The organism is Adlercreutzia equolifaciens DSM 19450 (genome assembly GCF_000478885.1).
In the GTDB taxonomy this organism is placed as follows: Bacteria; Actinomycetota; Coriobacteriia; order Coriobacteriales; family Eggerthellaceae; genus Adlercreutzia; species Adlercreutzia equolifaciens.
Window position 1 is genome coordinate 1,850,994 of the sequence record NC_022567.1, and the last position, 12,881, is coordinate 1,863,874.

A 12,881-nucleotide genomic window follows, 5' to 3' on the forward strand; every position below is an offset into this window, starting at 1 on the left:
CTTACGCCCCCAACGTCGTCGCGAAGTACAGCACAAAGCCGCAGGCGGCCAGCATGCCCGAAACAATCCAGAAGCGCACGACCACCTTCGTCTCCGACCAGCCCTTCTTCTCGAAGTGATGGTGCAGAGGCGCCATGAGGAAGATGCGCTTCTTGGTCTTCTTGTAGTAGAACACCTGGATCATGACCGAGAGGGCCTCGGCCACGAACAGACCGCCGATGATGATGACGACGAACTCCGTCTTGGTCACCACGGCAAGGCACCCCAGCGCCATGCCGAGGGCGAGCGAGCCGGTGTCCCCCATGAAGATGTCGGCCGGGTGCGAGTTGAACCAGAGGAACCCGATGCAGGCGCCGGCGAGCGCCCCGGCGAACAGGGCCGGCTCCAGCACGCCCGCGCGGAAGGCGATGGCGGCCATGACGAGCATGACCACCATGACCGTGCCCGCGGCCAAACCGTCAAGCCCGTCGGTGAGGTTCACGGCGTTGCAGAGCCCCACGAGCAGGATGAGACAGTAGATGAGGTAGAGCCAGGGGATGGCGATGCCGTCGCCCACGGGCACCACCGTGGTGAGCACGCCCAAATCGAGGGTGGCCACAAACGGGATCTCCACGGTGGGCTTGATGTCGAGCAGGTTCACCGCCACCAGCACGAAAACGGCGGCAATGAGAAACTGGCCGATCAGCTTCGCCTTGGGCGTGAGCCCGAGCGATCGCTCGTGGGCCACCTTCGAGGCGTCATCGATGAGCCCGAGGATACCGGTGGCCACCGTGGCGCCGAGCAGAAGCCACAGCTCCGCGGTAGGGGCGCCCACCGAGGCAAGCAGGGTGAAGACGATGACGGCGATGAGCATGATGACGCCGCCCATAGTGGGGGTTCCCTGCTTCACCAGATGGCTCTGGGGGCCGTCGGCGCGCACCTGCTGGCCGATGTGGCTCGTCTTCAAAAAGCGGATCCAGGCGGGCATGAGCACCATGGTGATCACCATGGCGATGGCCACGCCGAGGAAGATCATGAACGTGGGGTAGGCGGAGAACAGAGAGAACATCAGTTGACCAATCCTTCGACGATACGGGTAAGGCCCATGAAGTGCGAGGCCTTCACGAGCACGGCGTCGCCCGGCTCGAGCAGCGCGTCCAGCTCCTCCAGCACGTCGGCGACGGTGTCGGCGCGGCTGATGCGCGCCGCGTCCATGCCGGCGGCCTCGGCGCCTGCAGCGATATGCCGCGCCAGCTCGCCGATGCAGATGAGCTTATCGAGATAGTGCGAGGCAGCAGCGGCGCCGACGCCCTCGTGGCAGGCGGGGGCGAAGCTGCCGAGCTCGCCCATGTCGCCGAGCACGGCGATGCGCCGGCCGGCCACATCCGTGGCGGCGAAGGTCGCAAGCGAGGCGCGCATGGAATCGGGGCTCGCGTTGTAGGCGTCGTTGATGACAGTGAAGCCGCCGCGGGCGGCGATGATTTCCTGGCGGCCCGGCTCGGGCACCGACGCGCCCAGCGCGGCGGCGATGGTGGCCAAATCGAGCCCCAAGGCGAAGCCCACCGAGGCGGCGGCGCAGGCGTTGTCCACGTTATGGGCACCGGTGAGGGAGAGCGCGCAGGGCACGCGTTCCACGGTGGCGAACAGGGCGCCGTCGTCGTGGTCGGCGGCATCGCGGGCGCACAGGGTGAAGCGGGGGCGGCCCTCGGCGTCCAGCGACACGTCCTCGGCCCAGACCGCCTGATCGCAAGCGGCGCTCTCGCGCTCGAGCGCCTCGCGGAGGGCCGTATCGGGATGCCCGGCGAAGCCGGAGAGGGCCACGGAGCGCTCGGACAGGCGTCCGCGTTCGGCCATGAAGGTGGCGAAATCGTCGTCCAGGTTGGCGAAGGCGCGGCCCACGCCGGCGGGAAGCGCCTCGAAGAGCTCGGACTTGGCCCGGGCGATGTTCTCCCGGCTGCCCAGAAGCTCGATATGGCTCTCGCCCACGTTGGTGATAAGGCCCCACACCGGCCGCACGAAATCGCACAGCTCGGCGATCTGCCCGCGGCCGCGCATGCCCATCTCGACGACCACCACGGCGGTCTCGGGATCGGCATTGAGCAGCGTGCGGGGAACGCCCAGCTCGTTGTTCTGGTTGGCCTTGGTGGCCACCACGCTGCCGTAGGCGGCGCACACATCGCGCGTGAGGTTCTTGGTGGTGGTCTTGCCCACCGAGCCCGTCAGCCCGATGACGCGGCCTCGCAAGTGGGAGCGCCAGGCCCGGGCCAGATCGGTGATGGCCGAGGCCGTGTTGGGCACCTCGATGATGGCGGCCCCCAGCTCCCGGGCCAGAAGAGCGCAGGACTGCGAGGGGGCATCGGTGACCAGCGCGCCCGCGGCGCCGGCGCGCAGGGCGGCTTCCACGAACGCGTGGCCGTCGACGCGCTCGCCGGGCAGGGCCACGTAGAGCCAGCCCGGGCGCACTTCCCGCGAATCCCAGGTGATGCCCGTCATGAGGGCGCTGGCGTCGATGGGGTCTACAAGGAACTGGCCGCCGGTGTATGCTGCGATTTGTTTTGCGTTGAGGCGCACGCCGAGTCCTTTCGCCTAGTTCGAACACGCACCGCCGAAGGCGCGCTCCAACTCCTCGGCCGCCACGACGCGGTCGTCGAAGGAGAGCACTTCATCGCCCACGAGCTGGTAATCCTCATGGCCCTTGCCGGCCACGAGAATGGCATCGCCCGGGCGTGCGAGCGCGATGGCGGCCGCGATGGCACTACGGCGATCGGGCTCCACGGTGAAGCGCTCGGCGTCTTCCATACCCGCCACGATATCGGCGATGATGGCATCGGGCTCCTCATGACGCGGGTTGTCGCTCGTCACCACGGCGTAGTCGGCGGCCAGCGCCGCAGCTCCCATGATGGGACGCTTGGTGGCGTCGCGGTTGCCGCCGCAGCCGAAGACGACGATGGTGCGTCCGTGTGAGAGCTCCTTGATAGAGGCGATGGCCTTGGTGAGCGCGTCGGGGGTGTGGGCGTAATCCACGTACACCGACACCGGCGCGTCCACCGCAGGGCGCACGCGCTCCAGGCGGCCGGGAACCGCCGGCATGGTGGCCAGGGCCTCGGCGATGATCTGGGTGGGAATCCCTAAGGCCAACGCGCAGCCGAAGGCCGTCATGACGTTCTCTACGTTGAAGCGCCCCACGAGCGGGTACTCCACCGCGATGCGCGTCCCGCGCACCTCGAGCACCGCCTTGGTGCGGGCGGCCTCGTAGGTGACTTCCACCGGATGGATCTGGGCGGAGACGTCGAAGCCCGTGGTGATGACCTCGTCACCAGCGGCGGTGCAGCGGCGCAAAAGCTCGCGCCCCCAGGAGCCGTCGATGGAGATGACGCGGCGGGCCGGGTAGTCCTTCGAGAACAGAAGCGCCTTGGCCTCGAAATAGTCGTCGAAGGTGTGGTGGTAGTCCAGGTGGTCCTGGGTGAGGTTCGTGAACGCCGTCACGGCGAAGTCGGTGTCCCAGGTGCGGCGCAGATCCAGCGCGTGCGAGCTCACCTCCATGGCCACCACCGTGCAGCCGGCGTCGCGCATCCGCGCGAACAGCTTCTGCAGGTCGGGCGATTCCGGCGTGGTACGCTCGGCGTGCTCCATGACGCCGGCGATCTTGTTGCCCACGGTGCCGATGACGCCGCAGCGGTTGCCGGCCACGCTCGCGATGTGCTCCACCAGATAGGTCGTGGTGGTCTTGCCGTTGGTGCCCGTGATGCCCACGAGCGAGAAGGCCCGGGAGGGGTTGTCGTAGTAGTTCGCCGAGGCGTAGGCCATGGCCTTGCGCGAGTCGGAGACGACGACCTCGGTGACATCGGTGGCGTCGGCCAGGTACACCTTGCGCTCGGCCACCAGCGAGGTGGCCCCACGGTCGATGGCGTCCTGGGCGAAGGAGTGGCCGTCGACGACGGTGCCGACGATGCAGAAGAACATATCGTTCGGGCGAACCTCGTCGCTGCGGAACGCCAGCCCTGCCACCTCCTCGTTCCCGTTGCCGATGATGGTGCAATCCATCCCTTGGAAGAGCTCTGAGCAGGTCTTGGTCATAACGGTATCGTTCCTCTAATTCGACGGCATCGAAGTAATGTTGTACTGCTTGACAGCATTCTCCATTATATCGTTGAAGATCTGCGTGGTCTGGCGCATGGCGTAAACCTCGTTGGCTCCTACAAAACAAACTAAATTGCTTGACGAGTTGTCAATGAAGCCGCAGAAGCCGATGTTATAAACTTCCTTCTTGTAGCCGCCCTCTTCCGAGGCGATTTCCGCCGTGGACGTCTTGCCGCAGACCTCGTAGCCCTCGATGTCGGCGGCGGCTCCCGTGCCGTCGGTGACCACCGAGCGCAGCATCGAGCGCATATCGGCGAGCACCGTTTCATCGACGCCCGTCTCGGCGCTTTCCCATTCGGCCACCTCCCCGCTCTGGGGCTTCGAGATGAGGAAGTGCGGGGTCACGAGCGTCCCGTCGTTGGCGATGGCGCTGTAGAAGCGCACCATCTGCAGCGGCGTCACCGCGATGCCCTGGCCGAAGCTCACGTTGTAGCCGGTGATCTTGGCCCAGTTGTCGAAGTCGAGCACGTTGCCGCCCGCCTCGCCGGGATAGTCCACGCCGGTGGGCTCGGTGAAGTGGAAGCGCTTGATGTTGTCGTAAAGCTTGTCGAAGCCCGCCTGTTCCGTGGCCAGCGAGATGCCCACGTTCGACGAGTGGTTCAGGATCTCGCGCAGCGAGTAGGTCTCGCCGTCGCGCTCGTGGGAGTCGGAGACGTCGTAGTCGTCGGCGGAGATGGAGCTCGGGCAGAACATGGTGTCCTCGGGGCCCATGGTGCCTCGCTCCAGGATGGTGAGCGCCGAGACGGACTTGAAGGTGGACCCGGGCTCGTAGGCCTGGGTGATGGCCTTCACCGATTCGCTGCCCACCTGCGACGAGGACATGTCGGCCGGGTTCATGTAGGGCAACGAGCATGCGGCGTAAATCTCGCCGGTGGCGCCATCCATGACGATGGACGAGCCCTCCTCGGTCTCCAGATCCTTCACGCCCTCGGCGAGCGCCTGTTCCACGGTGTCCTGCAGCTTGATGTCGAGGGAGACCATGATGTCCTGGCCGTTGACGGCCGGCGTCTCCTCCTTCACGCCGCCGGGAATGGGGAATCCCTGCTCGCCGCGCTCGGCGGTGTAGGTGCCCGGCGTGCCGGAAAGGATGTCGTTGTACTGCAGCTCGAGGCCGGTGATGCCCTCGCCGTCGACGTTGCAGTAGCCGATGACCTGGCCGCCGATGGAGCCGTTGGGGTACTCGCGGCGGGTATCGGCGATGAAGTAGACGCCGTCCAGCTTCAGTTCTTTGACCTTATCGGCCACTTCCACGTCGGCTTGGCGCTTGATGTAGACGAAGGTGGTGGAAGGAGTGGACAGAAGCTCGCGGTAGTCGGCCGCATCTCCCCCGAGCACCGAGGCCAGAGACGCCGCGTCGGCCGCTGCATCGGTCACCTCCACGGGGTTCGCGTAGATGGTGGTGGCCTCCACCGAGGTGGCCAGCACGATGCCGTTGCGGTCGTAGATGGTGCCGCGGCGCGGCGTCGTCTCGAAGCTGACCGTGCGGGACTCCTCGGCCATGGCCGAGTACTGATCCGATACGATGACCTGCAGAAACACCAAGCGCAGGAAGAACACGGCCGCTATGGCGGCGAAAGCCAGCAGCAGCACCTTGGCGCGCCCGGAGACCGTCGGCATGGCCGCGTCGATGGCGGCGCCCACGCCTGGGCGGCCCGGACGAGCGGCGCCCGCACGCCCCGAGGGGCGGCCGGACCGGTTGCCGCCTGCAAAGCCACGACCCTGCGAGGAGGCCGAGGCCCGACCCGTGCGCGAGGAGGCGCGCCGGGGCTCGTCGAAGGCGCGTCCGCGGACGCGCCCGGTGCGCGAGGCATCGGCGCGGCCGCCGCGGCCGCTTTTGTCGGGGTAGCGGTAGCGTTCCATGGGATTAGAGCCCCTTCATGCGCGCCACCGACTCCGACAGCGACAGGCCGCCGGCGCCATCGGTGGCGACGATATCGGGAGCCAGCGTGATCTGCTCGCTGTATTCGGGGGCCGGGGCCGCCATGCCGAGGGCCGTGGCCTGGGCCTTGATGCGCGAGGGGTTCGCCAGCACGCTCTGGGACACCTCAAGCTCGTTGCCCTCGGCCCGGGCGGTCTCGATGCTCGTCTGCAGCGAGCGCGTCTCCAGCGCGCAGGAAGCGGCAGCCGAGGTGATGGCCACGCGGGCCATGGCGATGAGCGCTATGACGATGCAGATGACGGCGCAGGCCTTCGCCAGGGAAAGCGCCGCCGTCGAGATGCCCTCGCTCTGGGCGCGGCGACCGGCACCGGGCACCACCGAGATGGAGGGCGCCTCTTCGAAGGAGAGTTCCTCGGCCAGAGACGAGGAGACGTAGCGGGCGCCGCGGTAGCTGGAGGCAGCGCCGGCGCGTCCGGCGGAGGAGCGACCGTAAGAGACGCGGTCGGTGCGAGGGCGCGACGTGCGCGAATATGATGCGGCGCTCATCTTGGCCCTCCTCACTCATTCTGCGGCTCAAGCGTCCATTAAGGCTTAACAAGCCCGATGACAGCGTCCTCGGGCTTGCTTTTGTTCTCTTGTCGGGCGACTCCCCTAGCGCTTGCGCGCCACGCGCAGCTTGGCACTGCGCGAGCGGGGGTTCCGCTCGATTTCCTCTGTCGTCGGAAGCAGAGGCTTGCGGGTGATAAGATCGAGTACCGGCTGCTTTCCGCACACGCACACCGGGATGTCCGGCGGGCAGGTGCATCGGTTCGCGAATGCCGCGAAGGCGTCCTTCACGATGCGGTCTTCCAAAGAGTGGTAGCTGATCACCGCGATGATGCCGCCCGGATTGAGCCAGCGGACCGCCGCATCAAGGCCGCGACGCAGAACGGTCAGCTCCGAGTTGACTTCAATCCGAAGGGCTTGGAAGGTGCGCTTGGCGGGATGTCCCCCCGCGCGCCTCGCCGAGGCGGGTATGGCCGCCTTGATCACATCGACCAGCTGACCACTCTCGGTTATCGGAGCGTCCGCCCGCGCCTTCACGATGAAGTCCGCGATGCGGCTCGCCCACTTCTCGTCCGAGTAACTGCGAATGATCCGAGTGAGATCTGCTGCGTTGTAGGTGTTGACGATCTCTTCTGCGGTTAGGGTTTGTTTCCCCGGATCCATCCGCATGTCGAGGGGGCCGTTCTCCTTGAAGGAGAAGCCACGTGATTGCGTGTCTATCTGCACCGACGAGACGCCCAGATCGAACAGTATCGCGTCGATGCCGGGGATCTCGCAACTCGCGAGCAGCTCATCGAGGTCGCCGAAGTTGCCGCGCAGAAGCGCGAGTTCGGGACGATCGCCCGCAGGTATCGTTTCCAGCTTCGCGGCGGCCTCGGTGAGCGCCACCTCGTCCTGGTCGATGCCGATGAGCAGGCCGCCTGGGCCCAATTGCTTGGCCGCCTCGAAGGAGTGCCCCGCGAAGCCGAGCGTGGCGTCCACGAACACCGGATGGTCCGGAAGGTCGAGGGCGTCGATGCATTCGGTGAGAAGAACGGGTATGTGCCGGTATTCGCTTGTCACGGTTCGCTCGCTTTCCGCCTAGCTGTAGAACAGCCCCAGATCGACTTCGTCGCTCATGGCCTTGAAGCGGTCAGCGTCCCAGATCTCGAAGCGGCCCGTGTTGCCCACGACCACGACTTCCTTGTCGATGCCGACGGCGGCGCGCACTTCCGGGGACAGCATGATGCGCCCCGAGGCGTCCACCTCGACATCGCGGGCGCGGCTCTTCAGCACGCGGCGAAGCTTGACGTGCTCGCGGTCGGACTCCTTGTACTCGCCGAACCGATCGATGAACAGCTTCTCGACCCATTCGTTGAAATCGGGCGTCTCGAACACGTACACGCACTCGTTGGTCAGCTCCGGCGTCACCACGAGATCTTTGGAAAGAACCTTGCGGAACTTCGCGGGAAGGGCCATGCGACCTTTGCCGTCGACCTTGAAATGGAACTCGCCGTTGAGATCTACCCCATGTTGGGGCAGCTCGCTTGTCCCTTCGGTGTCGGCAGTGGCGGCCACGTGTTCCTTTCCGTGCTGCGTTTTGAGGGGGATTTGATTTCGTTTGGAGTGCGTTTCGAAATCCCGCTCGGTCGTTTTCCACAGCACGCATATTACCCCACAATGCCCCACTTCGCAACATTTTCTCCCACTTTTGCCCTATTTTCGCCCCACTTGTCATCCTCAAGATATGGAAGGGTAACCAAAGGAAAATGAGAGTATTTCCCATATCTTGTATTCGTATTGAGGTATTGCGCACAATGGCCACTAGATATGCCCGACCCATGGGGATGGTGGGGCGCGATGGGGCATGTACCCGTGCACGCGCCACCTGTGAACGAGATTTGAAGAGGCGCGCCAAGACGGGCGCTGAGCGGCTACAATGAGGCCCGCGCACCCTGCGCCGAGTCCTGCGCCGCCCCGACCGGAGGCGCAGCGAGAAGTCGGAAGATCTCCCGAGAGAAGGAGCCCCGTGTTCGAATTAGAGAACGCCCTGGACGAGTACTTGTCCCATCTGCGCATCGAGCGCGGGGCATCGCCGCGCACGGCCGAGGCCTACCGACGCGATCTGGAGGACTACCTCGCCTTCCTCGACGGCGAGGGCGTGGAGGGCTTCGACGACATCGACCGCGAGAAGGTGGCCGCCTTCGAGCGCAGCCTCATGGAGCAGAACCTCGCCGTCACCACCGTGCGCCGGCGCATCTCCGCCGTGCGCGGCTACCACCGGTTCCTCGTGCGCGAGGGGCTCACCGATGCGAACCCGGCCGACGCCGTGGACATTCCCAAGGCCGCCGACCGGCTGCCGGACGTGCTTTCCATCGAGGAAGTGGGCGAGATGCTGGACGCCTTCGTGGGCACCCGGCCGAGCGACTTGCGCGACCGGGCGCTTCTGGAAGTGCTCTACGGCTGCGGGCTGCGCGCCAGCGAGGCCGTGGGGCTCGATATGGAGGCCGTCAACTTCGACGACGGCTTCCTGCGCGTGTTCGGCAAGGGGTCCAAGGAGCGCATCGTGCCCATTGCCGGCGCGGCCGAGCGCGCGCTGCGCCGGTATTTGGCCGAAGGGCGCCCGGCCCTCGCGCGCGCGGCCGCCAACCCGACCGCCGATGCTCTGGCTGCGGTGTTCCTGAACCAGCGGGGCGGCCGCCTCGGGCGCCAGAGCGTCTTCAACCTGGCGCGCAAGGCCGGCCGCGTCATCGGCCGCTACGATCTGCACCCCCACACCCTGCGCCACTCGTTTGCCACCCACATGCTGAAGGGCGGCGCCGATCTGCGCGTGCTGCAGGAAATTCTGGGCCACGCCGACATGTCCACGCTGCAGGTGTACACGCACCTCGACCGCACCCACCTCCACGAGGAATACGCCCACGCCCATCCCCGCGACAAAATGAATATCTAGACCGTCATCTCCCCGGCGAGGGGGCGCGCCACGGCGGCGGCCACCTCGGCCGCCGTGAGGCCCTGGCCGAACAAGTGCATGAGCTTGGTGAGGGCCGCCTCGCAGGTCATGTCGTAACCGGACACGACGCCGGAGCGCGCCAGAGCGTCGCCGGTGGCGTAGCGTTTCTCCTCCACACCGCCCGCAGGGCACTGGGTCACGTTCACGACCACCTTTCCCGCGCGCACCGTATCGGTGATAAGCTCGGTGAACCACGACTCGGTGGGCGCGTTGCCGGCGCCGAACGTGCGCAGCACGACGGCCTTCACGGCCTTCGATTCCAGCTGGGGCCGCAGCACCGCCTCGGTGATGCCGGGATACAGAAACACCACCGACACCGCATCGTCCATGGAAAGCGCCGGCGCCAGCGTCCCTCCCGCAGCGGGCCGGGCGAGCAGGCGCTCGCGGAACACAATGTGCAGGTCCATGTCGGCCAAGGGCGGATAATTGAACGATTGGAAGGCGCCGAAGTTCGTGGAGCTGACCTTCGTCGCGCGGTTGCCGCGCCACAGATGGCGCCCGAAGGAGATGGTCACCTCCTGCACCATGGGCGCGCCGGCCTCGGTGCGGGCCGCGGCGATCTGCAGCGCCGTGATGAGGTTCTCGGTGCCGTCCTCGCGGATCTCGCCGATGGGCAGCTGGCTTCCCGTGAGCACCACCGGTTTGGCCAGACCGGGCAGCATGAACGAGAGCGCCGAGGCGGTGTAGGCCATGGTGTCGGTGCCGTGCAGCACGACGAAGCCGTCGAAGTCCTCGTAGCGGTCGGCGATCACGGACGCTATCCGGGCCCAGCAGGCCGGGTTCATGTTCGAGGAGTCGATGGGCGGATCCATCTCCACGTGATCGAGGTTAAAGCCGAGACGCCCGATCTTCGGCACGTTCTTCATCAGATGATCGAAGCTGAAGGGCACGAGCGCGCCGGTGGAGAGATCCTCGGTCATGCCGATGGTGCCCCCCGTGTACACGATGAGAATGCGCGGTTGCATAAGCTAATCCTTTCGATGGCGAAACCACGAGGCGCGGGTAGCGGGCTCCTTCTTGCGATGCAGGGTGGCGCGGCGAAACAGCTCGGCGCAGAAGTGCTTGGCCGTTCGCGCGCCACGGGCCACCTTCGGCGTGAGGTCGGCCTCGTCGGAGGTCTTCCAATCGTAGTACACCGACAGGTAACGCAGAAATACCACAGTGAACACGCAGGCTGCCGCCGCCAGCACAAGCGGTGCCTTCGCGAAAGCCATGGCCGCGAACACGAACGCGCCGCCGAATCCGGCCACCGCGTAGAAGTTCGAGCGCTGGAACACGCCCGGCGTCTCCCCCACCGAGATATCGCGCAGAGCGCCGCCGCCCACGCTGGTAAGCGCGCCCAAAATGACCACCATCACGAAGCCCTCCCCGCAAGCGAAGGCCTTGTTGGCCCCGGCCAGAGCGAACAGGGCCACCGAAAGCGCGTCGGCGAAGAACAGCACCTGGCCCGTGTGGCGAAACAGCCCCCGGAAGTAGAACACGAACACCGCCAGGCAGATGCATATGAGGATGACCTCGGGATATTCCATGAAGTAGACCCCGTGATCCTGCAGCAGCAGATCGCGGATGATGCCGCCGCCGTAGGCCGTCACGAGCCCCAGCACAATGGTGCCCACGATGTCCAGCTTGCGATCGCAGGCGAAGATGGCCCCGGTGAGAACGCCCACGGCGACGCTGAAGAAGTCGGCCCCGAAGGGCACCTGCAGGGCGCCTCCCCCGGCGAAGAGCTGCTCCATGGCTTATTTGTGGTAGTAGCGATGCTGCTCGTACTTCGGCTCGCAGCACACGTTGATGCCGAGCGTGCGGTAGAGCTTCTCGTCGGCCGCCGAAATGATGACCGAGAAGTAGGCGTCGCAGCCGCGCAGCTTGTCCACGTTGTCGATGAGCCTCTCCGCCAGCGGGTTGTGCACCGAGGAGATGGACAGCGCCAGCAGCGTCTCGTCGGAGTGCAGGCGCGGATTGTGGCTGCGCAGATGGGCGGTCTTCAAGTGGCAGATGGGCTCAAGCACGTCGTCGGAGATGACGTACAGCTCGTCGTCGACCCCCGAGACACCCTTGAGCGCATTCATGAGCAGAGCCGACGCCGCGCCGAGCAAATTGCCCGTCTTACCCGTGACCACGCGCCCGTCGGGCAGCACCATGGCGCCGGCGGGGCCTCCGGTGGTCTCCTCCTTCAGCAGCGCCGCGGAGCGGGCCGGCGAGAGGTTCTGGTTGATGCCCGCCTGGTTCATCAAAAGCTCGATCTTCTTCAGGGCCGCCTCGCCCACGCCCGTGCGCTTGATCTCCTCGGCCGTTTGGAAATAGCGGCGCACGATCTCGTTGTTGCCCGCCTCGCGGCACACGGCGTCATCGGAGATGGCGAGCCCCGCCATGTTCACGCCCATGTCCGTGGGCGACTGGTACGGGCATGCGCCGGAGATGCGCTCCATCGTGGCGCGCAGCACCGGGAAGATCTCCACGTCGCGGTTGTAGTTCACCGTGGTCTCGCCATAGGCCTCCAGATGGAAGGGATCGATGATGTTGTCGTCGTCCAGATCGGCCGTGGCCGCCTCATAGGCGATGTTCACCGGATGGGTGAGCGGCAAATTCCAAATGGGGAACGTCTCGTACTTCGCATAGCCGGCGGTGACCCCGCGCTTGTGCTCGTGATAGAGCTGCGAGAGGCAGGTGGCCATCTTGCCCGAGCCCGGACCGGGGGCTGTCACCACCACGAGCGGGCGCTCGGTCTCGATGTACTCGTTCTTGCCGAAGCCCTCATCCGAAACGATGTGATCGATGTCGTTGGGGTACCCCGGAATGGGATAGTGCAGATAGCTCGTGATGCCCATGGCCGTGAGGCGGCGGCGGAACAGGTCGGCGTTGGGCTGGTTGGCATAGCGAGTGATGACGACCGAGCCCACCTTGAATCCCATGGAGCGGAAGATGTCCATGAGACGCAGCACGTCCTCATCGTAGGTGATACCCAAGTCCCCGCGCACCTTCGAGCGCTCGATATCGTTGGCGTTGATGGCGATGACGATCTCCACCTCGTCCTTCATCGACTGCAGCATGGAGATCTTCGTGTCAGGCTTGAAGCCGGGCAGCACGCGGGAGGCATGGTAGTCGTCGAAGAGCTTGCCGCCGAATTCCAGGTACAGCTTGCCACCGAACTGGTTGATGCGCTCGCGGATGCGCTCCGCCTGCAACTCGATGTATTTGTCGTTGTCGAAACCTTCGCGCATAGGGCGACACTCCTTCGCATGAATGGGACCGCGGCGGCGCCTCCGCAAACGGGCACCGGCAACCGCCAGCGTCGATGACCGATCCAGTATAGCGCAGGCCCTCGTTTCGCCTCCGTTAAATCAT

The 12,881-nt window shown here is 65.8% G+C and carries 11 protein-coding genes; 1 reads left to right on the top strand and 10 read right to left on the bottom strand.

The genetic code is table 11. From position 1 onward, the window contains the following. Position 1 precedes the first annotated feature (1 nt). From mraY to AEQU_RS07300, 7 genes are all read right to left on the bottom strand, one after another. Positions 2-1,048 (bottom strand): phospho-N-acetylmuramoyl-pentapeptide-transferase, encoded by a 1,047-nt coding sequence (gene mraY, locus AEQU_RS07270; RefSeq protein WP_022740283.1) that lies wholly within the window; start codon positions 1,046-1,048, stop codon positions 2-4. Next, positions 1,048-2,550 (bottom strand): UDP-N-acetylmuramoyl-tripeptide--D-alanyl-D-alanine ligase, encoded by a 1,503-nt coding sequence (locus AEQU_RS07275; RefSeq protein WP_022740284.1) that lies wholly within the window; start codon positions 2,548-2,550, stop codon positions 1,048-1,050. Before AEQU_RS07275 ends, mraY begins: the two co-directional genes overlap by 1 nt. 15 nt (positions 2,551-2,565) lie before the next feature. Continuing rightward, positions 2,566-4,056, bottom strand: coding sequence for a UDP-N-acetylmuramoyl-L-alanyl-D-glutamate--2,6-diaminopimelate ligase (locus tag AEQU_RS07280; protein WP_022740285.1), 1,491 nt, complete (start codon positions 4,054-4,056; stop codon positions 2,566-2,568). 15 nt (positions 4,057-4,071) lie between these two features. Further along, positions 4,072-5,979 carry a peptidoglycan D,D-transpeptidase FtsI family protein gene (locus tag AEQU_RS07285; protein WP_022740286.1) on the bottom strand — a complete coding sequence of 636 codons (1,908 nt, stop codon included), beginning with the start codon at positions 5,977-5,979 and terminating at the stop codon, positions 4,072-4,074. 4 nt (positions 5,980-5,983) lie between these two features. After that, positions 5,984-6,544 (bottom strand): cell division protein FtsL, encoded by a 561-nt coding sequence (locus AEQU_RS07290; RefSeq protein ID WP_022740287.1) that lies wholly within the window; start codon positions 6,542-6,544, stop codon positions 5,984-5,986. 105 nt (positions 6,545-6,649) lie between these two features. Continuing rightward, complete coding sequence (gene rsmH, locus AEQU_RS07295) at positions 6,650-7,606, bottom strand: 16S rRNA (cytosine(1402)-N(4))-methyltransferase RsmH (RefSeq protein WP_022740288.1); 957 nt, start codon at positions 7,604-7,606, stop codon at positions 6,650-6,652. Positions 7,607-7,624: 18 nt separating this feature from the next. Further along, the gene (locus tag AEQU_RS07300) at positions 7,625-8,101 is read right to left on the bottom strand and encodes a division/cell wall cluster transcriptional repressor MraZ (RefSeq protein ID WP_022740289.1); all 477 of its coding nucleotides are present in this window, start codon (positions 8,099-8,101) and stop codon (positions 7,625-7,627) included. A gap of 451 nt (positions 8,102-8,552) precedes the next feature. Between AEQU_RS07300 and AEQU_RS07305 the strand changes: the two genes are divergently transcribed. Next, positions 8,553-9,476 (top strand): site-specific tyrosine recombinase, encoded by a 924-nt coding sequence (locus tag AEQU_RS07305; RefSeq protein WP_022740290.1) that lies wholly within the window; start codon positions 8,553-8,555, stop codon positions 9,474-9,476. Here AEQU_RS07305 and AEQU_RS07310 read toward each other — a convergent pair. Genes AEQU_RS07310 through AEQU_RS07320 form a run of 3 tightly spaced genes read right to left on the bottom strand, consistent with a single transcriptional unit; the run spans position 9,473 to position 12,757 of the window. Further along, positions 9,473-10,501: an asparaginase gene (locus AEQU_RS07310; RefSeq protein ID WP_022740291.1), complete on the bottom strand. Its 1,029-nt coding sequence runs from the start codon at positions 10,499-10,501 to the stop codon at positions 9,473-9,475. The genes AEQU_RS07305 and AEQU_RS07310 overlap by 4 nt on opposite strands. 3 nt (positions 10,502-10,504) lie before the next feature. Continuing rightward, on the bottom strand, positions 10,505-11,272 hold the full coding sequence (locus AEQU_RS07315) for a trimeric intracellular cation channel family protein (RefSeq protein WP_022740292.1): 768 nt from the start codon (positions 11,270-11,272) through the stop codon (positions 10,505-10,507). A 3-nt stretch (positions 11,273-11,275) separates the two neighbouring features. Then, the gene (locus AEQU_RS07320) at positions 11,276-12,757 is read right to left on the bottom strand and encodes a DUF1846 domain-containing protein (protein ID WP_022740293.1); all 1,482 of its coding nucleotides are present in this window, start codon (positions 12,755-12,757) and stop codon (positions 11,276-11,278) included. Positions 12,758-12,881: the final 124 nt, after the last annotated feature.